This is a genomic window from Embleya scabrispora, from assembly GCF_002024165.1.
Lineage (GTDB): Bacteria > Actinomycetota > Actinomycetes > Streptomycetales > Streptomycetaceae > Embleya > Embleya scabrispora_A.
Genome location: NZ_MWQN01000002.1, coordinates 577177 through 600946, shown reverse-complemented (window position 1 = coordinate 600946; position 23770 = coordinate 577177). Strand labels below are relative to the sequence as shown.

Below are 23770 nucleotides of genomic sequence, written 5' to 3'. Positions count from 1 at the left end.
TCCCGGCGAAACAGTAACGCCCCGGTCCCGCCTGCCCCGAAGCTCTCGCCATGCGCACCTACCGAGAGCTGTTCCGAACGCCGGAGTACACCCCGCTGTTCGCCGCCACGTCCGCCCATCTGGCGGCGATGACGGTGAGCGGACTGGCCCTGGGCACGCTGGTCTTCGACCGGACCGGCTCGCCGTTGCTGGCCGCGCTCGGCATGTTCGGCGGGTCGCTCGCGCAGGTGGTGGGGGCGACGGCGCTGATGTCGGCGGCCGACCGGTTGCCGCCCCGGGCCGCGTTGACCGCGACGGGCCTGGTGTTCGCCCTGGGTACGGCCGCGTTGACCCTGCCCGGGATGCCGCTGTGGGCGCTGTTCGCCATCGTGTTGGGCCAGGGCGCGGTGGCCGCGGTGGGGGGTGGGGTGCGTTTCGGGTTGTTGAACGAGATCCTGCCCCGGGACGGCTACCTGCTCGGCCGGTCGGTGCTCAACATGAGCAACGGGGCGGTACAGATCCTCGGCTTCTCGCTCGGCGCCGTGCTGGTCTCCGCGCTGTCCGCGCGCGGCACGCTCCTGGTGGGAGCCGGGTTGTACCTGCTCGCGGCGGTGGTGTCGCGGTGCGGGTTGGCGGCTCGGCCGCCGCGCGCGGCCGGTCGGCCGTCGGTGGCCGAGACGTGGCGCAACAACGCGCTGCTGTGGTCGGTGAAGCCGCGCCGCTACGTCTACCTCGCGCTGTGGGTACCCAACGGGCTGGTCGTCGGCTGCGAGTCGTTGTTCATCCCGCTCGAACCCGACCACGCGGGGCTGCTGTTCGCGGCGGCGGCGCTGGGCATGCTGGCCGGGGATGTGGTCGGCGGCCGGTTCGTGCCGGGCCCGTGGCGACACCGGCTGGGCCTGCCGATGTTGCTGCTGCTCGCCGGGCCGTACCTGCTGTTCGTGACGGATCCGGCGCTGCCGCTCGCGCTGATCGTGGTCGCGGTCGCGTCGGTCGGCTACTCGGCGAGCCTGCTGTTCCAGGAGCGGCTGATGGCCATGACGCCGGACGAGTTGAGCGGCCAGGCGTTGGGGCTGCACGCGTCCGGGATGGTGGCGATGCAGGGGGTCTGCGCGTCGCTGGCGGGCGGAATCGCGCAGGTGACGTCGCCGACCACCGCGATGGTGGTGATGGCGGGGATGTCGATCACGGTGACGCTGAGCCTGACGGCGGGGCTGCGGGCGGGGCCGGGGGCGGCGGGGGTGCCTGTGGGGTGACGTCGGTGCTGGTCGAGCGGGTGACATCGGTGTTGGTCGAGCGGCTGATGTCGGTGCCGTTCGAGAGCATGTACGCATGATCGACACCCCGGCGCCGGCCGCCGTTCTCGCCGATTTCGACGCGTACACCCAGGCCGTCGCGGCCGTCGCCGATGCCGCGCGGGCCTACTACGGCGGCGCCGAGTCCACCGTCGACGACGACACCTACGACCGCCTGCTGCGCGGGATCGAGGCGTACGAGCGGGCGCACCCGGAGCATGCGGTCGCCGAGTCGCCGGTGGGCAAGGTCGCCGCGGGGGCGCTGCCCGGCGGGGACGTGCCGCACACGGTGCCGATGCTGAGCCTGGACAACGTGTTCGACCCGGAGGGGCTGACCGCGTGGGCCGCGTTGTTGGAGCGCCGGCTGGGGCGGGCGCCGGCGGCGCTGACGGTCGAGCCGAAGATGGACGGTCTCGCGGTCGCGGTGCGCTACCGCGAGGGCCGGCTCGACCGGCTGATCACCCGCGGCGACGGCATCGCCGGGGAGGACGTCTCGCACGCGATCGGTACCATCGTCGGTCTGCCCGAGCGGTTGGCCGAGCCGGTCTCGATCGAGGTGCGCGGCGAAGTCCTGCTCACCGCCGAGCAGTTCGAGGCGGCCAATGACATCCGCCGGGAGTTCGGCGCGAGTGTGTTCGCCAATCCGCGCGGCGGCGCGGCCGGCACGCTGCGGGCCAAGGATCGGCCGTACGTGATCCCGATGACCTTCTTCGGCTACGTGGCCCTGCCGCTGCCCGACGACGAGAGCACGTTCGCGGCCGAGTTGCGCACCGCCGACCACTCGGCGGTGATGGCCCGGGTTCAGGCGCTGGGCGTGCTCACCACCGGGCGTACCGCGGCGCGGCTTCGGGTGTGCGCCACGATCGCCGAGGTGCAGGCCGCGGTGGACGAAATCGCCGCACTGCGCGCCGAGTTGCCGTTCGGGATCGACGGCGTGGTGATCAAGGCCGACGCCGCCGCCGACCAGGCCGAGGCCGGCAACGGCACCCGCGCGCCGCGCTGGGCGATCGCGTACAAACTGGCGGCCGTGCACAAGATCACCCGGCTGCTCGGGGTCGACTGGGCGGTGGGCCGCACCGGGGTGATCGCGCCGCGCGCGATTCTGGACCCGATCGAGATCGACGGCAGCATCGTCGGCTTCGCGACCCTGCACAACCCGTCCGACATCGAGCGGCGTGGGCTGATGATCGGCGACACGGTCAGCGTGTACAAGGCGGGCGACATCATCCCGTGCGTGGAGGCCCCGCTGGTGCACGCGCGCACCGGCGCCGAGACGCCGATCGAGTTCCCCACCGCGTGCCCCAAGTGCGGCGGCGAGGTGGACACCTCGCAGCAGCGGTGGCGGTGCGCCCAGGGCCGCGCGTGCGGGCTGCACGCCGGGATCCTGTACGCGGTGGGCCGCGACCAACTCGACATCGAGGGCATCGGCGGCCGGATCGTCACGCAACTCGTGGAATCCGGCGCGGTCGCCGACGTGGCCGACCTGTTCACCCTCACGCGCGAACAGTTCCTGGCCCTGGACCGGATCGACAAGATCGCCGACCGGCTGATGGCGGGCATCGAGGAGGCCCGGACGAAGCCGCTGAGCCGGGTGTTGTGCGCGCTGGGGGTGCGGTTGACCGGGCGCTCGATGTCCCGGCGGATCGCCCGCCACTTCGGCACGATGGACGCGATCCGCGCGGCCGACGTGGAGGCGATGGCGCAGGTCGAGGGGATCGGGCCCGGGAAGGCGGCGGTGATCGTCGCCGAACTGGTCGAACTCGCGGATGTGATCGACAAGTTGGTGGCGGCTGGGGTGAACATGACCGAGCCCGGGGTGGTGCCGGGTGCGGATGCGGGCGCGCGCGGTGATGCGGGGGCGGATTCGGGCTCGGGTTCGGGTTCGGGAGCGGGTTCGGGTGTGTCGGCGGGCTCGGAGTCGGCCGCCGCGGGCGAGGCCGGGCCGCTGGCGGGCATGGCCGTCGTGGTCACCGGGGCGATGACCGGTGCGCTCGCGGCGCTGTCGCGCAACGAGATGAACGAGTTGATCGAACGCGCCGGTGGCACCGCCTCGTCCGGGGTGTCCAAGAAGACGGCGCTCGTGGTCGCCGGGGACAAGGCCGGATCCAAGCGTGCCAAGGCGGAGCAACTGGGCGTGCGGATCCTGACGCCGGAGGAATTCGCGGAACTGGTGGGGGCGTTGCTTCCGTCCTGACCGACAGGGGCGCCGGCATTCGCGTCGATACCCGTCCCCGGGACGGTGGTTGGGGCGATCCATAGCAGATCGACGAACACCGTGAGGTGAATAGGACGATATCGGTGTGCGAAGTCTCGGACGCCGGCATCGTCGCGTTCGGGAGCCGGTGGTGGCCGGGAAGGTTCGCAGCGCGCGGGACCGCCGGGCCGCACCACCCTTCGACGACGAATGGAGTCCCCATGGTCGAGGCACACCCCCCGCGAATACCGCTGCCGTTCGCCCTCGACCGCAATCCGCACGCGCCCGAGGCGGAATGCCGGCTGCTCGACTGGGCCCGACGCCACGACCTGCTCGACTCCGCCGACGCCGAGAAACGGCTGGTCGGCGCGCGGCTCGGGGATCTCGCCGCCTACACGCACCCCGACGCCGAGCCCGACCGGCTGGTGCTGTACGCGCAGTTCATCGCCTGGCAGTTCCTCACGCACGACCGCTACGCCGAACCGGACGAACGCACCGCAACCGGCCGGGAGCACCTGACGGCCCAGGTCGAGCCGGTGTACCGCACGGGCCGCGCCGATCCCGCCGCCGGGCCGATGGCGCGGGCGCTCGCGGACATCCTGGGGCGGGTGTATCCGGCCATGAGTGCGGACTGGCGCGAGCGCTTCGTCGTCGAGGGCCTGGAGACCCTGCGACACGTGTTGCCGCGTCCTCCGGGCGGCGCACGCACGGTAGGGCGGGATCATGCCGGTGGGGTCGAGGCGTATGTGCGGCATCGGCGGTTCGCCTGTGGCCAGTTCCCGTGTCTGCTGCTGGACGAGTACATGGCGGGCGGGGAACTGCCGGTGGAGATTCGGGACGGCGCGGCGTACGACGATGTGCGGAACGCCCAGGCGGATGTGGTGTCCTGGACGAGCGACTACTACGCGTCGCGAGACAGCGCGGGTCCCGGGGCGGGTTCGGGGGCGGATTCCGGGGCGGATGTGGCCACCGACCTGGTCGGTGTGCTCGCGTACACGGAGCATGTGGGTCGCGCGCATGCGGAATCGGCGGTGGCCGCGCGGATCCAGGATCGGGTGGCCGACTTCCTGAGCGCACGCCGGGAGTTGCAGGGACGCGGGAGCGCGGCGGCGTTGGCGGACCCGGCCACCGATCTGGTGCTGAGGCGCTGCGTTTCGGCGATGCACCATCGGATGGCGGGGACGGAGGCCTGGGCGTGGGAGAACGTCCGGTCGATCGGCGGTCGGCGGGGGGCGGCCGGTGCGGGTGGTGCGCGCGGCGCCGAGGGTGGCCTGCGCGTACCGGAGTTCGTGGAGGACCTGTTGGATGTCCGAGGCCGCCCGCGCGGTTGGGACGGCGGCGCGGCAGGCCACCGCTGGCCGTAGACATCGACGGACCCCATCGCGCGGATGGTGAACCCAACGCGGCCCGCCGTCCTCAAACGCCGGACGGGCTGGATCTGGTCCCGCCGCGTCGCATGGTGAGCCCGAAGCGGCTCGGCGTCCTCAAACGCCGGACGGGCTGGATCTGGCGACTTCCAGGAAACCGGCTGCGGTGCGCGGCACGGGGTCCCGCCGCGTCGCGTGGCGAGCCCGAGGCCGCTTGGCGTCCTCAAACGCCGGACGGGCTGGAGGAGTTGGCGGCACTGGGACTTCGGCTGCGGAACACGGCGGGGTGGTCCTGCCACGTCGCGCGGCAGACGCGAAACGGCTCGGCGTCCTCAAACGCCGGACGGGCTGGAGGAGTTGGCGGCACTGGGACTTCGGCTGCGGAACGCGACACGGTGGGCCCGTCACCCCCACGTGGTGAGCCCGAGGGCCGCCTGCCGCCCTGATTCGCGCGCGGTTTGCGCTTTTGGTTGCGGAGTGCCGGTCCGGGGGTCGGCCCGAGGAGGTGGTGGCCGCCGGCGTTCGGTGCGTGGCTCGGGTGTTTCCGGCGCGCGTCGCGTCTTGGGTTGCGGGTGGCCGGTCCGGGGTCTGTCCGAGTCGATGATGGGCCGCCGCCAGCGTTCGGGGCTCCAAGACTCGAAACCCCCGACGAGACGGCCGCGTTGCTCGGCGAAAACCGGCTGGCAACGGGGGGCGGGGAGGGCGGCCGGGTCGAGTCCTCCGGGCAACCTTTCGAGGGGGCAGGGCGCTTGCGGCGCACGTCGCGCCTTGGGCTGCCGGTGGCCGGTCCGGGGTCTGTCCGAGTCGATGATGGGCCGCCGCCAGCGTTCGGGGCTCCAAGACTCGAAACCCCCGACGAGGCGGGTGTGTCGGTCGGCGAAAACCGGCTGGCAACGGGGGGTAGGGAGGGCGGCCGGGTCGAGTCCTCCGGGCAGCCTTTCCGAGGGGGCCGGGCGGTCCCGACAAGCGTCGCGCCGTTGGTGGCGGGTGGCCGGTGCGGGGCCGGTCCGAGTCGATGATGGGCCGCCGCCAGCGTTCAGGGCTCCAAGACACGGGGCTCCCGACGAGACGGGTGTGTCGGTCGGCGAAAACCGGCTGGCAACGGGGGCAGGGAGGGCGCTCGGGTCGAGTCCGCCGGGGAGCCTTTCGAGGCGGCTGGGCGCTTGCGGCGCACGTCGCGCCGTTGGTTGCGGGTGGCGGGTGCGGGGTCTGTCCGAGTCGGTGATGGGCCGCCGCCAGCGTTCGGGGCTCCAAGACACGGGGCTCCCGACGAGACCGGTGTGTCGGTCGGCGAAAACCGGCTGGCAGCGGGGGCAGGGAGGGCGGCCGGGTCGGGTTCTCCGGAGGGCCTTCCCGAGGGGGTCGGGCAGGGTAGTTCGAGGTGCGGTGGGCGGGTGAGGGGTGAGAGTTCACGGAACTGGACGGCGTGGGGTGTCGTGGCCTCGGTGTGAGAGGAAACCGCAGGTCAGCGCGGATGGGCGGCGGTTTCGGGTGTCTCGGGATCCGGTTCGGCGCCCGTCGGGCACTTTCGGTCTCCTCGGCGGCCTCTGCGAGGTTGCAGTGCCCGAAGTTGGCTTCGACCGGGCAGTTTCGGTCTCCACTGGGGCGTTGAGGGGGCCGGAGCGCACGAAACCGGCACTCGACGCCCGGCTTTCCACCCCGGCACCACAAAACCGCAGGTCACCGAAACCCGAAGCCCACAACCACCCGCCGGGATCCGGTTTCGAGCCCCAGCCCCTCCCCAACACCCCCGAAACGCCCCGACCCCCTCGGGAAGGCCCTCCGGAGAACCCGACCCGGCCGCCCTCCCTGCCCCCCGCTGCCAGCCGGTTTTCGCCGAGCAACGCGCTGGTCTCGTCGGGAGCTTCGAGTTTCGGAGCCCCGCACGCTGGTGGCGGCCCATCATCGACTCGGACCGGCCCCGGACCGGCCACCCGCAGCCCAAGGCGCGACGTGCGCCGCAAGCGCCCGGCCCCCTCGGAAAGGCCCCCCGGCAGACTCGACCCGAGCGCCCTCCCTGCCCCCGCTGCCGGCCGGTTTTCGCCGACCGACACACCCGCCTCGTCGGGAGCTTCGAGTCTTGGAGCCCCGAACGCTGGCGGCGGCCCATCACCGACTTGGACCGGCCCCGCGCGGGCTACCCGCAGCCCAAGGTGCGACGTTCGTCGGAAGCGCCCGGTCCACTTGGGAAGGTTCCTCGGGTGACTCAGGGTGGGGTTGGGGTCGGGGCTTCGCGTGCGGTCCGGATCTCGCGTGCCGATGGCGGTGGGCGGTTCGGGATGCATCGGGTGGGTCACGGTTTTCACCGCCGTTCCGTGCGAGTGGGTCAGGACTGGTTCGCGTGGTGGCCATACCCCGCCGGGCCACCTCGGCGGCACACCCGTACTGCCCCGCTGAGGCCGCGAGTTCGCCGTGTCGGGCGGCCCGGGTCGGGGCGCCTGTGTGCGGTTTCGGTGGGGTGAGCGCGTTGTGGGAGTTCGCGGACATGTGCGATGGATCCCCGACGGACGTGCCGGTCCCCGTCGGGTAGTGTTGCCGCCGCGCCCGGTTCGGGGCGCGGATCGGACTCGGCGTCGAGGAGGTGGGACCCATTACCGCTGTTTCAGGTCGGGTGCTCTTCTTCCACGACCGTGCGGCCTCCCTGGCATAGGTGAGCCCGCGAGAGCACCCTTCGGCATCCCGAAAGGCTCCAAGGCTCTCATGTCTGATTCCTCCGTCTCCCCGATGTCCTCGACGGCGTCCATCGTTGCCGCGCTTCGTGCCGCCGGTTGTGTATTCGCCGAGGACGAGGCGCGGTTGCTCGTCTCCACCGCCGTCGATCCGGCCGAACTCGCCGCCATGGTGGATCGCCGGGTGGCCGGCCTCCCGCTGGAACACGTGCTCGGCTGGGCCGAGTTCCGCGGCCTGCGGATCGCCGTCGACCCGGGCGTGTTCGTCCCGCGCCGGCGTACCGGGTTCCTGGTCGAACAGGCCGTCGCGCTGGCCCGTCCGGGCGCGGTCGTGGTCGACCTGTGTTGCGGCTCGGGCGCGTTGGGCGCGGCCGTCACGGCCGAGGTGGCCGGCGTCGAGGTGTACGCCGCCGACATCGACCCCGCCGCGGTGCGGTGTGCGCGGCGCAACATCGCGGCGGATCGGGTGTACGAGGGCGACCTGTACGAACCGTTGCCCACCCCGTTGTGCGGCCGGATCGACGTCCTGATCGCCAACACCCCGTACGTGCCCACCGACGACATCCAGCTGCTGCCCTCGGAGGCCCGGATCCACGAGCCCAGGGTGGCGTTGGACGGCGGCTCGGACGGCCTGGACGTCCAGCGTCGGGTCGCCGCGGCGGCACCGGGTTGGCTCGCCCCCGGCGGCGGGCTGCTGGTCGAGACCAGCGAGCGGCAGACGGCGCTCACGGTCGAGGTGTTCCGCGCAGCCGGCTTGCGCACGCGCGTGGTCGAGTCCGAGGAGTTGTACGCCACGGTCGTGATCGGCACGCGGGTGGACGGTTAGGGGCCCGGCGAGCCGGAATGCCCGGCCCCCCGCTCGACCCGGCCTACTCCGAGCCGTCCAGCGGACAGTCCATGCCGGTGTCGATCTCCTCCATCTCGACACCGACCTCGACCCCGGCTCCGGCTCCCGTTCCGGCCCCGGCTTCGGATACGTCCGTCCCCGCCGCCTCCGCTCGGGCGCTTGCGCAGACCCCGCTCAGGCCGTCCCGGATGCTTCGGCCGATCTCGGCCATCGAGGCCACCTGGAGCGGCGTCAACGCGTCGAAGACGTGTTCTCGAACGGTGGCCGCGTGGGTCGGCTCGGCCTCCGCCAGGGCGGTCAGGCCGGCGTCGGTCAGATGTGCGACCCAGCCCCGCCGATCCCCCTCGGCGGGGCCCCGGGAGACCCATCCGGACTTCTCCATGGCGGTCACGGCGTGCGACAGCCGGCTACTGGACGACAACGACGCGGCGGCCAGCTCGCTCATCCGCATTCGACGATCCGGCGATTCGGCGAGCAGGCCCAGGATCTCGAAGTACGTCATCGGCATGCCCGCCTCGCGGCGCATCCGTCGGTCCAGATGGGCGGCGAGTTCCCTGGTGCCGGTGAAGTACGACCGCCAGATCTCGTGCTCGGAGGTGGTCAACCGATCGTCGTCGTTCATGGGAACAGCATAAGACTTGTTGAATCCTCAACTTGCTGATGCTATGTTGCTGAGCGTTCAACAACCCCGGCGCGGAACATCGCGGCGGACCGACCCACCCCATCGCAGCACTTCCCAAGGAGTTCCCATGACCACCTCCGTCGAGACCATCCCCGGCTACGTCGCGGGCAACTGGACCATCGACCCGGTCCACTCGGACGTCTCGTTCTCGGTACGTCACCTCGGTGTCGCCAAGGTCCGCGGGCGCTTCGACACCTTCGAGGGCACGATCGTCACCGCAGAGAACCCGCTGGAGTCCTCGGTCACCGCCTCCATCGAGACCGCGTCGGTCAACAGCAACAACAAGATGCGCGACGACCACATCCGCAACGAGGACTTCCTCGACACGGACGGGTTCCCGACGCTGACCTTCACCTCCACCGGTCTGCGTGCCGAGTCCGCGCTGGTCTACCAGGTCGACGGCGACCTGACCCTGCGCGGCGTGACCAAGCCGGTCACCCTCGAGCTCGAACTGAACGGCTTCGGCACCGGTTTCGACGGTAGCCCGGTCGCCGGCTTCACCGCCACCACCGAGATCAGCCGCGGCGACTTCGGCGTCACCGGCGGTGCGGCGGGCGCGGCGGTCGGCGACAAGATCACCATCGTCCTGGAAATCGAAGCCAAGCAGGCGTGACCCCCGCCTGTAGCCCGACCCCGCCCACGCCGAGCCCCGGTGCGCCCGCTTCCCGAAGCGCACCGGGCCCGGCGAACCCGGCGGGTCCGGTGTCCGGCGGGCTCGGGGACGCTACAGGCGCGGCGAAGTGGCAGCGGTGATCCCGATCCGGACGAGGTCGGCGCGCAGCGTCGGAGTGTCCGTGTAGTGGAGGGACTCGATGCCCAGGGCCCGGGCCGCCGTCAGGTTCTCCGGTCGGTCGTCGATGAACAGCAGTTGGTCGGGGCGCGCGTCGAGCCGCTCGCACAGGTGGAGATAGATGCGCGCGTCGGGCTTGGCCAGGCCCAGGTCCGCGCTGAACACCCGGTGTCGGAACAGCCGTGACCAGTCCTGCTCCTCGATGTGCCGGGCCATTTCGATCGGGGCGTTCGAGAGCAGCGCGAGGCCGACGGGGTCGGCATCGCCCGCGGGCTCGGCCAACTCGGCCAACAGGTCGAGGGTGTCCCGGTTCAGGTCCATCCAGACCGCCAGATCGGCGGCCACGAGCACGTCGAGCCGAGCCGCGTCCGGCGTCGGACGGCCCAGCCGGGCACACACCCCGCCCCAGAACCCGGCGGCATCCAGCGTGCCCGCGTCGTAGTCGATGCGATCCGGCCAGTACGCGGGCCACAACTCGGCCGCGGTGACCCCGACGACACCGGCCAGGGCCTCGCTCGCCGCGTCGGAAGGCGGGACACAGATGACCCCGCCGAAGTCGAAGACGATCCATCGGGTACCCATGGGCGCTCCCTCCGTTGACTTTCGAACATCCGATACGTTTGATTGAACGCATGGAAAGTGCGGAACGTCAACAAACGCTCATTGAACGGATGCGTACGACGGAGCGCGTCACGGTCGCCGAGTTGGCCGAGGAGACCGGCTGCTCCGAGATGACCATCCGCCGCGACCTCGACCAACTCGCCGAGCGCGGTGTGCTGCGGCGGGTCCGGGGCGGGGCGGTGAGCCTGATGTTGCGCGGCGAGGTGCCACCGTTCGGCGTCCGGGAGCACGAGGCGACCGAGAGCAAGCGCCGCATCGCCGCCGAGCTGGACTCGCTCGTCACCGACGGCGAATCGCTGATCCTGGACAGCGGGACCACCGGCCTGGCCATCGCCCGCGTCCTGGCCCGCCGCCGGGTCACCGTCGTCCCCCTCGACCTGCACGCGGCCCGGGTCCTCGGCGACGCGCCCGACGTACGCCTGCTCGTCCCGGGCGGCCGCAGCACCCCGGGCGCGCTCAGCCTGAGCGGCCCCCTCACCGAGAACTCGCTGCGCACGCTGCGGGTGGACACCGCCGTCCTCGGCGTCTGCGGCATCTCCGTCGAGCACGGGCTGACCGCCCACGATCTGGACGAGATCCCCGTCAAACAGGCGATGATCGCCTCGGCGCAGCGGATCGTCGCGGTCTGCGCCGGGGCCAAGTTCGGCCGTACCGGCCTCGGTCACGTCTGTCCGGTGACCGACCTCGACATGGTGATCACCGATGCGGACGCGCCGACCGAGGCGGTCGAGCGACTACGCGACCTGGGCGTGGACGTACGGGTGGTCTGACACCGTCGCAAGCTCGGAATGCTCCGTGCCCCGCACCCTTTCCCACGACCGCGCCGTCGGCACCACCGGCGATGATGGAGAAGATGCGCACGGGTACGCACACGGGTACGCACACCGGTACGGACAGAAGCACATACAGAGGCACATACGGAACCAGAGGCATATGCGGAAGCAGGAGCAGAGGCCGGAGAGTCTTCGGTGAACGCCGCGGACGGCTGGGAGCCTGTCGTTCGGCTGGTGCGGGCGGTGTTGGGGGACGACGTCGTCGGGGCCTACCCGCACGGGTCCGCCGTGGCGGGCGGGTTGCGGCCGGACAGTGATCTCGACGTGCTCGTCCTGGTACGCCGGGCCACCACCCTCGGGCAGCGACGGGCGCTGGTGGACGGGCTGTTGGAGATCTCCGGCGCGCGGGCGCGGGGCGGACCCGCGCGGCCCGTGGAGTTGACCGTCGTGGTGCACGACGAGGTGCGGCCGTGGCGGTATCCGCCGCGACGCGAGTTCCAGTACGGGGAATGGCTGCGCGAGGCGTACGAGCGCGGGCAGACACCGGGGCCGACGGTGGATCCCGATCTCGCGCCGTTGCTTACGATGGTGTCGGCGGGCGGGGTCGCGCTGCTCGGGCCGGCACCGCACGAGGTCCTCGATCCGGTTCCGCGGCGGGACCTGGAACGGGCCGTCGTCGCCGGCATCCCGGACCTGCTCGACGAGCTCGAATCCGACACCCGGAACGTGTTGTTGACCCTCGCCCGGATCTGGACCACGCTCGCGACCGGCGCCATCGTGTCGAAGGACCGGGCCGCCGACTGGGTGCTCGGGCGCCTCCCGGCCGAGCACCGGGCGCCGCTCGACCGGGCCAGGGCCGGCTACCTGGGCATCGAGCGGGATCGATGGGACGAACTGCGGCCGCAGGTACGGGCGCACGCCGCGTATGTCGTCGCCGCGATCGAGCGTCTGGTCGCCGCGGCGGAGGGAGATCGGTACGCCGGGTGAGCCCGCGCCTCACAGGGGCGGAGCGGATCGAGCCGAGTCGGCCGCCGGCCCGTGATCAGCCAGATCGGGTACCCGCGCAGATAGTCCTCGAGGCCGTGGTCGAGATGAGCCGCGAAGGCCCGCAGCGTCGCGGGGTCATGGTAGGCCGGATCGGGATGGGCGAGACGGGCGTCGATCCAGCCGCGCCGGAGCCGCCGGCCGGCCCGGCGGCGGCCACCCCGAGGAAGTCGCACACCTCGCGCGGCCGCCGCCCGTCGTCGGCCGGGAGATGGGCGGCGGCCATCCGGGCGTTCGGGCGCACATCGGCCGCGCCGATGACGAAGGGCCCCGGGACGCTCAGCCAACTCCGTTCATTCCAGCGGCCGTTGCCGAACCGGCGACCGTCGCCGAGCCGGTCGCCGACGGCGTCGAGCGCGTCGAGCGCCTGGTGGGCCGGCGGCAGCGGATCCCACTACGCGAGGCACGGGTCCCACCCGGCGACCCGGCGGTTGTACCCGAGCACGGCCCACGCCTTCCGCGCATCCCGCGACGGCGGCGACCACGAAGGCCGCGGCCCCGTCACAACCGCCCCCGCGTCGAGCCGGCGCCCGGCTACTCGGCAACCGCCGAGCCGACGGCCGCCGCCCCCGCTCGGGCGCGCGGCGGCCGGATCCCCAGCACCGCGCATGCGGCCGCGACCGACGGCCCGACCAGCGGCCGCAGGTCCTCGTACCCCTCCAGCGCGGCCAATGGAACGGTGAGCGCGGCCAGCGCGGCCAGCGCCCGCACCTCGCCGACCATGGCGTCCTCGGCGTCGCTCCGGTTCAACGCCCGCTGGGTACGCCGCCGGCAAGCCAGCACCCGCGCGCCCAGCACGGGCTGGGCCCGGAAGGTACGGTCGAACATCAGCACGGTGAGCAGGCGCCGATCCCGCGCATACAACTCACCCATCGCGACGAGCAGGTCACGGGTCGCGGCGGGCGAGAAGTCGTGCCCCTCGGCCCGGTCGAGGATCGCCTCCAACTCCTCGACGGCCGGCTCGACCAGGTCGGTGAGGATCTCTTCCTTGGTGTGGAAGTAGTAGTAGAGGGCGGCTTTGGTCACGCCCATCGCGTCGGCGATGTCCTGGAGCCGGGTCGCGCCGTAGGTCCGCTCGGCGAACAGCGTCAGTGCGGCATCTCGGACGCGGCGCCGGGTGTCGCCTCGTTGACCGGTCACGCGCGCATCCCTTCCCGGCGGCGGTGAACGCCTTCGCGCCCCCGCACGGCACCTGCTTGCGAGATCTTCTACCGATACCGGCTACCGAGATCCGGTTCCAAGACCTGCCGCAAAACCTATTTCTACTGTACGGCCAGTAGAAAGTACGCCCCACGTAGTACGCGCGGCCAGAACCTCCGAAGGACGTCCGCGGGGTTGATCGCGGGAAATAATTTCTACTGTCCGGCTAGTAGAAATGCTCGGCCGGACGGGGCCGCGACCTGCTCGCACATGCCCTCACCTGCCTTCTCCTGCTCTCACCTGCCCCTGTCTCTCCTTCGCCTTTCCGTCACGCATATCCAACCCGGCGGTTTCGACACGTGTCGTCCGGGTCGATGCCACACGTCCCGCCCCGTCCAGTCCCGACTCGCCTGAGCCTGGAGACCCCTTTCATGGCCACTTTCCTGTATCGACTCGGCCGGAGCGCCTTCCGGCGGCGGCGCTTGGTCGTCCTGCTCTGGGTGGCGATCATCGCCCTCGTCGGGTTCGGCGCCGCCAACGCGTCCGCGCCCGCCGCCAAGCCGTTCACCGTGCCCGGCATCGAGGCGCAAAAGGCCGTCGACCTGCTCGGCGAGCGCATGCCCGAGGCGGCGGCCGACGGCGCCAGTGCGCGGATCGTCTTCCGCGCTCCCGCCGGCCAGCAGATCGACTCCGCCACGAACAAGGCGGCCGTCGAGCAGGTCGTCGGCGCGCTCAAGGGCAGCGACCAGGTGGCCGCCGCCGACGACCCGTTCACGGCAGGCACGGTGAGCAAGGACCACACCACGGCCTACGCCGCGGTGTCCTACCAGGTCTCCGGCGACACGCTGAAGGACGCCACCCGCGACAATCTGGAGCACGCCGCGCAGAAGGGCCGCGACGCGGGCCTGACCGTGGAGGTCGGCGGCGACGCGCTGCAGGACGACTCCGGTCCGGGCAACGGCGAGATCGTCGGCATCGCGATCGCGGCCGTCGTACTCGTGATCACCTTCGGCGGCCTGGTCGCCGCGGGTCTGCCGATCCTCACCGCGCTGCTCGGCGTCGCGGTCGGCGTCGGCGGCATCACCGCCCTGGCCGGCGTGTTCGACCTCTCCCCCACCACCTCGACCCTGGCCATGATGCTCGGCCTGGCGGTGGGCATCGACTACGCGCTGTTCGTGGTCTCGCGCTACCGCAACGAACTCACCAAGGGCCACGACCCGGAGGACGCCGCCGGCCGGGCGGTCGGCACCGCCGGCTCCGCGGTGGTCTTCGCCGGCCTCACCGTGATCGTCGCGCTCGCCGGCCTCGCGGTGGTCAACATCCCGATGCTGACCGAAATGGGCCTGGCCGCGGCCGGGACGGTGGCGGTGGCCGTACTGGTCGCGCTCACCTTCGTCCCCGCCATCCTGGGCTTCGCGGGCAAGCGCATCTTCGGCCGCAAGGCCCGCAGGAAGGCCGAACTGCTCGCCGCCGAGGCCGCCGAGGGCGGCAGCGTGCACCGACGGGCCGCGGAGAAGCCGAACATGGGTACCCGCTGGGCCCGGTTCGTCCTGCGCCACCCGATCCGGGTGCTCGTGATCGCCGTACTCGGCCTGGGCACCCTCGCGATTCCCGTCGGAAGCATGCAGCTCGGCCTGCCGGACGACGGCGTGAAGTCGACCGACACCACCCAGCGTCGCGGCTACGACCTGCTGACCGAGAGCTTCGGCCCCGGCTTCAACGGACCGCTGCTGGTCGTGGTGGACGCCGCGAAGAGCAACAACGGCAAGGCGGCGGCGGCCGAGGTCACCCAGGCGCTCGGCAGGGTCAAGGGCATCGCCTCGGTCGGCGAGGCCACGTTCAACAAGGCGGGCAACACCGCCATCATCGAGGTCACGCCGAACTCCAAGCCGAGCAGCAACGCCACCAAGGACCTGGTGCACGCGATCCGCGACACGGCGGACCAGACCAAGGCCAGGACCGGGGCGGAGACCCTGGTCGGCGGCGCACCGGCGCTGAACATCGACTTCTCCCAGCGCCTGAACGACGCGCTCCTGCCCTACCTGGCCCTGGTCGTCGGCCTCGCGATCCTGCTGCTGATGGCGGTCTTCCGGTCGGTCCTGGTGCCGATCAAGGCGGCCGGCGGCTTCCTGCTCTCGGTGGTGGCCTCGCTCGGCGCGGTCGTCGCGGTGTTCCAGTGGGGCTGGCTCGGCAGCCTGATCGGGGTCGACCAGACCGGGCCGATCATGAGCATGATGCCGATCTTCCTGGTGGGCATCGTGTTCGGCCTGGCGATGGACTACGAGGTGTTCCTGGTCACCGGGATGCGTGAGGCGTACGTCCACGGCGAAAGCCCCCGGCAGGCCGTGGTCAGCGGATTCCGCCACGGGGCCCGGGTGGTCACCGCGGCGGCGCTGATCATGATCGGGGTGTTCGCCGGCTTCATCGGGGCGCCCGATTCGATGGTCAAGATGATCGGCTTCGGGCTCGCCTCGGCGGTGCTGTTCGACGCCTTCGTGGTCCGGATGACGATCGTGCCCGCCGTCCTGGCCCTGCTGGGCAAGTCCGCGTGGTGGCTGCCGGGTTGGTTGAACCGGCTGATCCCGAACGTCGACGTCGAGGGCGAGGGGCTGCGGAAGTACCTCGGGGACGACGACGCGAACGCGGCGCCGGTGGGCGCGGATGCGTCTCGACGGGACCGGGATCCGGATCTGGATCTGGACACCGTGAAGGTGTGATCCGGATGACCGGGGTCTGATCCGGCCGGACAAACGACGACGGGGTGTGCCCGGGCTTCGGCTCGGGCACACCCCGTCGTCGTGCTGCCGCGGTGGCGGCGCGGGTCGGTCGGATCAGGTCGCGACCGGCTGCTGCTCCCGGGGCTCCCCGGGCTCTCGCGACTCCTCGGGCTCCCGGGGCTCCCCGGGCTCCCGCGCCTGCTTCGGGATTGTCGTGCGGAGTTGGAGGTGGTGGTCCGCCACGGTCATCGCGGCGAGTACGACCGTGGCGGCGGCGAGCGTGGCCCAGCCGGCGCCGGCCAGTGGGGCGGTCAGCGGTACGACCACGACGGCCGCGCCGATTTGCGCCACGATCGAGCCGGTGCCGAGTACGTGGCGATGCCAGGCGTGGCCGAGCAGGAAGACCGCCACACCGCTGCCCAGCCACCAGCGGTTGGTGTCGGTACCCAGGTGGTGGATGCCGTCGGAGATGCCGGCCGCGACCAGCACGATGCCGGCGATCATCACCGCGTGGGCCAGGCCGAACGCCACATAGCCGAGCATCTGGCGGCGTTCCACCGACGCCTCGGACATGGCCCGCACGGTGCGCTCGTCGTCACCGCCGAAGTAGGTCCACCAGATGCCGGTGGCGACCGCGATGCCGAGCAGGATGCCCCCCGCGAGCTTCCAGTCGACCGGCCGCCCGCCCGCGCCGATGCCGACCGCCACGACCGACTCGCCGAGCACGATCAGGATGATCAGGCCGTGGCGCTCCACGAAGTGGTGCGGCTCGACCACGAATCCGCGGATCCGGCCGATCACCATCGACAGGTACAACACCGTCACCGCACCGGCCCAGCACACCCAGGTCCCGACGTCGGACAGGTGCGGCGCGATCAGGATCAGTACGCCGCCGACCGCGTTGAACGGGGCCAGCCGCAGGATCCCGGCACGGGCCGACGGCTCGGCGGCGGTCAGGAACAGCGCGACGTGCATCCCGACCGCGACGAGGAAGGCGAGGCCGAACGCCCAGCCGTCGGGGTCGAACGCGTACGGCAGATCCAGGCCCATCACGAAGAACGCGGTCATGGTCAGCGCGAGCAGCAACCGATGCACCACCGCGTCGGGCCGCACCGCGTTGGTCAGCCAACTGAACGCGCCGAACATCCACCACAGCGCGGCCAGCGGCAACATCCCCTGGAACAGGCCGGACCAGCCCGGGTGGGACTCCACCTGGTGGGTGGCCTGGGTGAGGACGAAGACGAAGACGAGGTCGAAGAACAGCTCGATCGGGGTGACGCCGGTGGACTGCTCCGGTTCGTCGGGGGGTTCGATCGGGTCGTGCGGGAGGTCCATGGGGATGGAAAGGGGCGGCTCGGCGGCGGTCGTGGTGGGCGCGTCGCCGGTGGCGGTTGGCGGGTGGTCGTGCGGGTCGCGGTCCGGTGGGGTCGGGGAGGGGTTCATGCGGTCACTTCCAGGTGTCTTGCGAGCATGCTTCCTTCGATCCCGACACGCGTCGCGGCCGCCGGCCGCGAGCCGGTCGGGCCGCCCGAACCTGCGCGGGTGGTCGAGTTCGGGTCGTACGTGCGAGGGCCCATCATCATCGCGCCGCGCGTTCCGGGACAGCGGAAATTCTCACGTTCGCGGTCGGCGTATCCGGGACGCGCGGAGATGGGCCGGGATGTGCTGCGGCGGACCGGATTTCCGGTCCGCCGCGGGGGTCGGGTGCTCGTGTTCCGGTGCTCAGGTGCTCAGGTGCTCATGAGCACAGGATCAGCAGCGAGGTGACCACCGTGCACGATGCCGACGAGGAGTTGTTGCCCGGGTTGGGGTCGTTGGGTGTGCTCGCCGTGCGGGTCGCGGTGACCTCGTAGCCGAGGCCCAGGTTGAGCAGGTCGATCGGGGCGGTGAAGTGGCGGGTGGTGGTGGCGCCCTTGGCCAGCGGGCCGACGGTGCAGGTCACCGTGCGGTTGGCCACCGCGCAGTCCGGTGAGGTCGCGGTCATCGGCGACGGCAGCGGTGCGGTGACGGTCGCCGAGGCGAGTGCGTTCGGGCCGCGGTTGGTGACGGTGACGGTGTAGTCGATGTGTGCGCCGAACAGGCCGCCGACGCCGTTGGCCCGGAGCACCACCGACACGTCGGCCGCGCTCGCGATGTAGGTGTAGCGGTCGGCCGGCACGGCCGCGCTGGTGCCGCCGGCGGTGGTCACCCGGACGTCGACCTGGCCGGCCGGACCGGGCGGCGCGGTCGCGGTGCAGGTGGTGGCGGTGCAGGTCACGGCGGTGGCGGGGCGGCCCGGGCCGAAGGTGATGCCGGTCGCGCCCGCGAGGCCGGTGCCGGTGACGGTGACCATCGTGCCGCCGGTGTCGGGGCCGGAGTTCGGGCTCACCGCGGTGACCGTGGGGGCGGGCACGTAGGTGTAGCGGTCGGCGGCCGAGGTCGCGCTGGTCCCGCCGGGGCCGGACACGGTGATGTCGACGGTGCCGGGTGCGCCGGGGGGCGCGGTCGCGATGAGGGTGGTGTCGTCGACGACGGTGAACGCGGCGGCCGGGGTCGCACCGAACACGACGGCGGTGGTGCCGGTCAGGTGGGTGCCGGTGACGGTCACGGAGGTACTCCCGGCCGTGGGGCCGGAGTCGGGGCGCACCGAGGTGACGGTGCGCGGTTGGGGGACGCCGACGACGACGATGCCGTAGGGGGTGGAGCCGACCGGGATGGTGGCCATCACGGTGTCGGTCGAGCCGTCGATCACGGACACGTCGCCGGACTGGGTGTTGGTGGTGTACACGTATCGGCCCGCGACGTGCAGGGTCAGGTTGGCCGGGTACGCGCCCACCGCCACGCTGTCGACCACCGTGTTCGTGGCCAGGTCGACCACCTCGACCTCGGCGGGGAACGCGGAGACGTACGCCCGGCTTCCGGTCGGGTCCACCGCGACATTGCTGCCGTCGGTGATCGGCACGGTCGCGGCGAGCAGGCCGCCGGCGGTCAGGTCGAGCGTCCACAGTCCGGTCTGGTTGTCGACCGCGTACAGCCGCCTCCCGTCGGGGCTGAGCGCGGCCCCGTCGGGTGTGCCGGGCAGCGTGATGGTCGTGCCGACGACGCCGGTCGCGGAGGTGATCACCGAGACGCTGCGTCCGGCGTTGTTGACCGCGTACACATGTGCCCCGTCCGGCGCGACCAGTACCGCGATCGGGCCGGCGCCGACCGCGATCGTGGCGGCGACGGTGTCGGTCGCCGTGTCGACGGCGAGGACGGAGTTGCCCTGGGCCACGTACAGCCGGGTGTCCGTCGGGTCGATCGCCATCGCGAACGGCGCGCCGCCGGTGGCGATCGTGGCGACGACCGCGTCGGTGGCGGTGTCGATCACCGAGATGCCGCCGGAGTCGAAGTTCGCCACGTACACCCGGGTGCCGGCGTGATTGGCGGCGAGCCCGTACGGGCCCCGGCCCACCGGGACGGTGGCCGTGGTGGTGTTGTTCGCGGCGTCGATGACCGAGACCGTGTTCGAGCCGGAGTTGGCCACATAGACGGCCACACCCGGGTGGGCCGCCGCGGCGGGTACGGCCTGGGCGATCAGGCCGGCGAGTACGAGGGCCGCGGCGGCGACGAGCGCGATCAACCGCCCGGGCAGCCCGGAGTGGGTCGGCGGACGGTGGGGCCGGGCCGGGCGGCGCGGGTGCCGTAACCGGTCGGCGGGCTCTGCGAGATCGTGTGACATCGGGATCCCCTCCCTGACGATGGAGCGCACCCGGCCGGCTCCATCGGGGCACACCGATCCCCACCCCGCATTGCAGCACTCGGGCCCCCACCCGAATCCGGCGCCACGCCCGGCAACGGGTACCGGGCCGTGGTGCCGGACGGCCGCGAACCACGGATCGCGATTCGTCGGTGCATCGACCGAAACGTACCGGGTCCGCAGGCGGCGATGCGGCCTTAACGGCGAAATCACTTCATGGGAGCGGGAGTTGGTGTAGAGGCGCCGACGCCGGGGGCCTTGATGCGGGGTGTCGGGGCGGGGACGGGAATCGCGGGTGGTCTGCTCAGTCCCTGGGCAGGTATACCGTCCGGCCCTCGGCGCGGGCGCGCAGCGCGGCGGGCACGCGTGGGGCGACCGTACTCGGCAGCAGTTCGGCGGCCCGCTCGACCGTGACGAACGCGTGGTCGTCGAGTTCGTCCTCCTGGATCCGAATGGCCGCGATCCGGTCGGGGGCGAATGTGCCGCCGTCGAACATCCAACCGGTCAACGGGCGGGGTCGGGGTTCGAGTTCGGGCACCCAGTCGATCACCAGGAGTTCGCCGACGGCGACGTCGAGCCCGAGTTCCTCACGGAGTTCGCGCGCACAGGCGTCGTGCGGTGATTCGTTGCGGTCGACGAAGCCGCCGGGCAGGTTCCAGTAGTCCCGGTAGTTGGGTTTGACCACCAGGACCCGGTCATCGGCGTCGGTGATCAGCGCGGAGGCGGCGGCGTAGAGGGAGGGCAGTTGCTCGTACCACTGCTCGGGCGGCAGGAACTCGTGAGTCATTTCGTCGAGCCTAGCGCCGGGACGGGGCCGCGGGCGGTGGGCACTCGGCGCCGGGTCACCATCGCACACCGACGGCACGGCCCCACCGGCCGGGAGCCGGCAGGACCGTGCAGAGCCGCTTCGGTCGAATCTCGGGAGTCGGTCAGTCCTTGGGGATATACGTCGGACAGGTCGAGAACGCGTTCTGCTGCACGCAGGTGAACAGCGCGTTCCACTTGCTGCCGCTGTCGGCGACGGCCTTGGTCAGCGCGTCGCCGCACGTGTCGTCGGAAAGACCCCACAGGGATCCGTCCGGCCAGCCGGCCTGACGGGTGCGCGTTTCGATCGTCGTGAGGCATTCCGTGGTCGGGTTGTAGCGTTTCACCTCGTTGAGGAACTCCAGGTACTTGGAATTCTGCAGCACGTTGGCCTGCGCCATCAGGGTCTGCCGGGCCGCGTCCTTGGCCTGCGGCGACGCCTTCGGGTCCTGCAGCGTCGCGGTCGCCTGCGTGGCCGCCGTCGCGGTGGCCTGGATGACCTTCCGGATCTGCTGCTGGTCCGCCGGCTTCTTCGGCGCCGTCTTCGGATCCTTGGACGCGAGCAGCGCGTCGCTGATCAGCGTCACGACCTGGATGGCGAACCCTCGGTCGGCCGCCGGGAAGGTCGGATCCTGAAGCCGTGCCATGATCTGCGCCACGCCCTGCGCGGTCTTCAGATAATCGCCCCGCTCCCCCACGGCCAACTTCGGGTCCTGGCTGCGCCGCAGCGCCTCGTTCACGCCCTGCACGACCTTGGTGTAAAGCGCCCGGTCCGGCGCCGACGTCGTCGGGTCCTGGATCGCCTTCAGCGTCTGATTGATCGCCGAGACGGCTTCGGCGTACCTGTTCCGGTCGTCCGTGGACGTGGACGAATTCTTGATCGCGTTGATCGCCGTGTTCAGCCCCTCCTTCAGCTTCTGCTTCACATCGGGCGGGACGTCCAGTTTGTCGATCTCGCCCTCCACCTCACGCTTCGCGCCGTCCGGGTCCGTCTTCGGATCCGGCGGCGGCGCGGCCTGTTGCAGTTGATTGGGCGGATGCGACGATCCGCCCGGACCGGGTGTGCTCGGCGTCTCCGACGAGGGGGTGCCCGGGGCGCTGGGCGTGCCCGTCCCCGGCGTGTTCGGCTCGTTGGGGGAGTTCGGCGTATTCGGGCTGTTCGGCGCGTTGGGTGTGTTCGGTGTGTTGGGCGGGGGCGGTGTGTACGCCGGCGCCTGCGGGGTGTTCGGCGGTTCGGGGGTGTCGGCGGGTACGCGGCTCGTGGCCTGGCCGGGCGAGGCGACCTGGGGCGCGGCGGCCGCGGCGGCGGTCGGCAGCGCGAGTGCGGCAGCCAGACAGGACGTGCCAACGATGCGGGATATCTGTCGCCGGGCGGTTTTGGACATGACGAATCCAGTCGGATGGGGACGTTGCTGCTGTGCCGTTGTCGGCTCGGCCGCCGAGGGGGCAGCCTGCAGGCACCGGAGACCTCGGCCTCGACGGTGCACATGTATCGAACGGTGCACATGGATCGACAAGAACAACTCTTCGCCCCTCCCCCGCCCGTCGCAACTCCGACCCACGCCGCCGTGCGGATGTCGGAGATGCGCGGAAGCGGTGTGTAGGCGGGGGATCTCAGGTCGTGATGAATCGGTTGCGGTGTTCGCCGTGAAGTCGGCCCTGCCGAGGCCCGCAGCCAAGAACCACCAAGGCTCCCGTAGGCCCAGTCGAGGTCGTCGGCACACAGCCGGACACCGACCGGGTTCACCTCGAAGAACCGAAGACTTCGGGGACCGATCACATCCGGCAGCGGACGCAGCCGCTCCTGCGGAACCCGCCGGTCGAGCCCAGAGCGACGGCGCCGGCGAGACCGTGCACCACGTCGTGGCCCAGGGCCGCGGTGGGGGTCATCGGTGCACAGCGCGCCGACCGGTCATGCGGTGAAGACTGCCGCGTGCCTTGACCACGGCCGGACCGAGCCGGGGCAACGAGCCGCGAAAGCCAAGCGACATGTGCGCCACCACTTCGCGCACGTGCCAACCCGCGCCGAGAGACGGGGAGTTCCACAGCTCGACAGAGAGCCCGCCGCACACGGCGGCCAACACCCTACGTTCGGCGGCAGCGGCAGCCGCGACCTCCGGGGAGTCGGCGGGGTAGGCCTGCCGCGGCCCGACGGGGCGACGGGTGGGTGGTGTCGCAAGTATCGCGGGCATCGCTGCCGGCGTGGCAGACGGCCGGGGGGGTGGCGGGCGGGCACACGTCGGCGCGTCCCGCGTCGCGTCGCGTCGCCTCGTCCCGCCTCGCCTCGTCCCGCCTCGTTTCGCGTCGCCTGGCCTCGTCCCGCGTCGTCCCGTGCCGTCTCGCCGGCTCAGCCGGCCGTCAGACCGCTGTCGTTGTGCAGGATCGCGCCGTGTACGTTCCGAGCCTCCTCGGAGGCGACGTACGAGAACATCGCCGCGATGTCCTCCGGCTGCGCCATCGGGCGCGGCGTCATGGCGCGGCCGACCAGATCCCAGTCCACGTCCGCCGGCATCTGGTAGTTGGCCACGAGGTTGGTGTCGATACCGCCCGGCGCGATCGCGTTCACCCGCAGCGGCTGCTTGGCGAACTCCCAGGCCAGCGACCGGGTCAGCTGGACCACGGCGCCCTTGCTCATGGTGTAGACGACGCTGTACGCCAGGCCCATCACACTCGCGTTGGACGCGATGTTGACCACGTTGCCGGACCGTTCGAGCAGATGCGGGATGGCCGCCTGGCACATGAAGAAGTAGCCGTCGATGTTGACGCCCATCATCCGCCGGTAGTCCGCCTCGGTGACCTCCAGCACGTGCTCGGCCCGCGCGATGCCGGCCACGTTGCCCAGCACGTCGATCCCACCGAACTCCGCCACGGCCGCCGCCACCGCGGCGAAACACTCGTCCCGTACCGCCACGTCGGTGACCCGAGTGGCCACCTTGCCCGCAAGCCCGACCGCCGCCTCGGCGGTCTCGGCCAACGACGCCGCCGCGATGTCCAGCGCGAACACGTTGGCCCCCTCCGCCGCCAGCCGCAACGTAGTGGCCCGCCCGACCCCCGACCCGGCTCCGGTGACCACCGCGGTCTTACCGTCGAACCGGCCGGACACATGGGCTATCGACATGCGTTCACTCCA

At 71.6% G+C, this 23770-nt stretch carries 16 protein-coding genes; 8 read left to right on the top strand and 8 right to left on the bottom strand.

The features are described 5' to 3' along the window. The first annotated feature begins 50 nt into the window (after nt 1–50). The 4 genes from B4N89_RS33165 (at nt 51) to B4N89_RS33150 (ending at nt 8330) form a co-directional block, all read left to right on the top strand. Complete coding sequence (locus tag B4N89_RS33165) at nt 51–1235, top strand: MFS transporter (protein WP_078980162.1); 1185 nt, start codon at nt 51–53, stop codon at nt 1233–1235. A gap of 76 nt (nt 1236–1311) precedes the next feature. Beyond that, complete coding sequence (gene ligA / locus B4N89_RS33160) at nt 1312–3468, top strand: NAD-dependent DNA ligase LigA (protein ID WP_078980161.1); 2157 nt, start codon at nt 1312–1314, stop codon at nt 3466–3468. 221 nt (nt 3469–3689) lie between these two features. Continuing rightward, nucleotides 3690–4832, top strand: a complete 1143-nt coding sequence (locus tag B4N89_RS33155) for a terpene synthase family protein (protein WP_078980160.1) — start codon at nt 3690–3692, stop codon at nt 4830–4832. A 2703-nt stretch (nt 4833–7535) separates the two neighbouring features. Next, nucleotides 7536–8330, top strand: coding sequence for a putative protein N(5)-glutamine methyltransferase (locus tag B4N89_RS33150; RefSeq protein WP_078980159.1), 795 nt, complete (start codon nt 7536–7538; stop codon nt 8328–8330). 43 nt (nt 8331–8373) lie between these two features. Here the strand turns inward: B4N89_RS33150 and B4N89_RS33145 are convergent, their stop codons facing one another. Continuing rightward, nucleotides 8374–8973 carry a MarR family winged helix-turn-helix transcriptional regulator gene (locus B4N89_RS33145; RefSeq protein WP_078980158.1) on the bottom strand — a complete coding sequence of 200 codons (600 nt, stop codon included), beginning with the start codon at nt 8971–8973 and terminating at the stop codon, nt 8374–8376. Between the two features lie 127 nt (nt 8974–9100). On the opposite strand from B4N89_RS33145, the gene B4N89_RS33140 reads away from it, so the two are divergent. Continuing rightward, nucleotides 9101–9646 (top strand): YceI family protein, encoded by a 546-nt coding sequence (locus B4N89_RS33140; protein ID WP_078980157.1) that lies wholly within the window; start codon nt 9101–9103, stop codon nt 9644–9646. A gap of 111 nt (nt 9647–9757) precedes the next feature. Here the strand turns inward: B4N89_RS33140 and B4N89_RS33135 are convergent, their stop codons facing one another. Continuing rightward, a complete protein-coding gene (locus B4N89_RS33135; RefSeq protein WP_078980156.1) occupies nt 9758–10405 on the bottom strand; it encodes an HAD family hydrolase in 648 nt (215 codons plus the stop codon). 50 nt (nt 10406–10455) lie between these two features. Here B4N89_RS33135 and B4N89_RS33130 point away from each other — a divergent pair, with 50 nt between their 5' ends. Continuing rightward, nucleotides 10456–11214, top strand: a complete 759-nt coding sequence (locus tag B4N89_RS33130) for a DeoR/GlpR family DNA-binding transcription regulator (protein ID WP_078980155.1) — start codon at nt 10456–10458, stop codon at nt 11212–11214. A 198-nt stretch (nt 11215–11412) separates the two neighbouring features. After that, nucleotides 11413–12204 carry an aminoglycoside adenylyltransferase family protein gene (locus B4N89_RS33125; protein ID WP_078980154.1) on the top strand — a complete coding sequence of 264 codons (792 nt, stop codon included), beginning with the start codon at nt 11413–11415 and terminating at the stop codon, nt 12202–12204. A gap of 591 nt (nt 12205–12795) precedes the next feature. Here the strand turns inward: B4N89_RS33125 and B4N89_RS33120 are convergent. Further along, nucleotides 12796–13401, bottom strand: coding sequence for a TetR/AcrR family transcriptional regulator (locus tag B4N89_RS33120; RefSeq protein WP_078980153.1), 606 nt, complete (start codon nt 13399–13401; stop codon nt 12796–12798). A 431-nt stretch (nt 13402–13832) separates the two neighbouring features. Here B4N89_RS33120 and B4N89_RS33115 point away from each other — a divergent pair, with 431 nt between their 5' ends. After that, nucleotides 13833–16118 carry an MMPL family transporter gene (locus tag B4N89_RS33115; protein ID WP_078980152.1) on the top strand — a complete coding sequence of 762 codons (2286 nt, stop codon included), beginning with the start codon at nt 13833–13835 and terminating at the stop codon, nt 16116–16118. Nucleotides 16119–16232: 114 nt separating this feature from the next. Here B4N89_RS33115 and B4N89_RS33110 read toward each other — a convergent pair whose 3' ends face one another. From B4N89_RS33110 to B4N89_RS33085, 5 genes are all read right to left on the bottom strand, one after another. After that, on the bottom strand, nt 16233–17561 hold the full coding sequence (locus tag B4N89_RS33110; RefSeq protein WP_078980151.1) for a low temperature requirement protein A: 1329 nt from the start codon (nt 17559–17561) through the stop codon (nt 16233–16235). A 295-nt stretch (nt 17562–17856) separates the two neighbouring features. Next, nucleotides 17857–19818 carry an IPT/TIG domain-containing protein gene (locus B4N89_RS33105; protein WP_143658170.1) on the bottom strand — a complete coding sequence of 654 codons (1962 nt, stop codon included), beginning with the start codon at nt 19816–19818 and terminating at the stop codon, nt 17857–17859. A gap of 322 nt (nt 19819–20140) precedes the next feature. After that, a complete protein-coding gene (locus B4N89_RS33100) occupies nt 20141–20623 on the bottom strand; it encodes an NUDIX domain-containing protein (RefSeq protein WP_078980149.1) in 483 nt (160 codons plus the stop codon). 142 nt (nt 20624–20765) lie between these two features. Then, nucleotides 20766–22157, bottom strand: a complete 1392-nt coding sequence (locus B4N89_RS33095; RefSeq protein ID WP_161500906.1) for a hypothetical protein — start codon at nt 22155–22157, stop codon at nt 20766–20768. An 830-nt stretch (nt 22158–22987) separates the two neighbouring features. Continuing rightward, nucleotides 22988–23758 carry an SDR family NAD(P)-dependent oxidoreductase gene (locus B4N89_RS33085; protein ID WP_235619057.1) on the bottom strand — a complete coding sequence of 257 codons (771 nt, stop codon included), beginning with the start codon at nt 23756–23758 and terminating at the stop codon, nt 22988–22990. Nucleotides 23759–23770 lie beyond the last annotated feature (12 nt).

Bases quoted from the DNA above. Each gene is read 5' to 3' on its own strand.
- B4N89_RS33165 (WP_078980162.1), top strand. From the start codon at position 51: ATGCGCACCTACCGAGAGCTGTTCCGAACGCCGGAGTACACCCCGCTG.
- ligA (WP_078980161.1), top strand. From the start codon at position 1,312: ATGATCGACACCCCGGCGCCGGCCGCCGTTCTCGCCGATTTCGACGCG.
- B4N89_RS33155 (WP_078980160.1), top strand. From the start codon at position 3,690: ATGGTCGAGGCACACCCCCCGCGAATACCGCTGCCGTTCGCCCTCGAC.
- B4N89_RS33150 (WP_078980159.1), top strand. From the start codon at position 7,536: ATGTCTGATTCCTCCGTCTCCCCGATGTCCTCGACGGCGTCCATCGTT.
- B4N89_RS33145 (WP_078980158.1), bottom strand. From the start codon at position 8,973: ATGAACGACGACGATCGGTTGACCACCTCCGAGCACGAGATCTGGCGG.
- B4N89_RS33140 (WP_078980157.1), top strand. From the start codon at position 9,101: ATGACCACCTCCGTCGAGACCATCCCCGGCTACGTCGCGGGCAACTGG.
- B4N89_RS33135 (WP_078980156.1), bottom strand. From the start codon at position 10,405: ATGGGTACCCGATGGATCGTCTTCGACTTCGGCGGGGTCATCTGTGTC.
- B4N89_RS33130 (WP_078980155.1), top strand. From the start codon at position 10,456: ATGGAAAGTGCGGAACGTCAACAAACGCTCATTGAACGGATGCGTACG.
- B4N89_RS33115 (WP_078980152.1), top strand. From the start codon at position 13,833: ATGGCCACTTTCCTGTATCGACTCGGCCGGAGCGCCTTCCGGCGGCGG.
- B4N89_RS33110 (WP_078980151.1), bottom strand. From the start codon at position 17,561: ATGAACCCCTCCCCGACCCCACCGGACCGCGACCCGCACGACCACCCG.
- B4N89_RS33105 (WP_143658170.1), bottom strand. From the start codon at position 19,818: ATGTCACACGATCTCGCAGAGCCCGCCGACCGGTTACGGCACCCGCGC.
- B4N89_RS33100 (WP_078980149.1), bottom strand. From the start codon at position 20,623: ATGACTCACGAGTTCCTGCCGCCCGAGCAGTGGTACGAGCAACTGCCC.
- B4N89_RS33085 (WP_235619057.1), bottom strand. From the start codon at position 23,758: ATGTCGATAGCCCATGTGTCCGGCCGGTTCGACGGTAAGACCGCGGTG.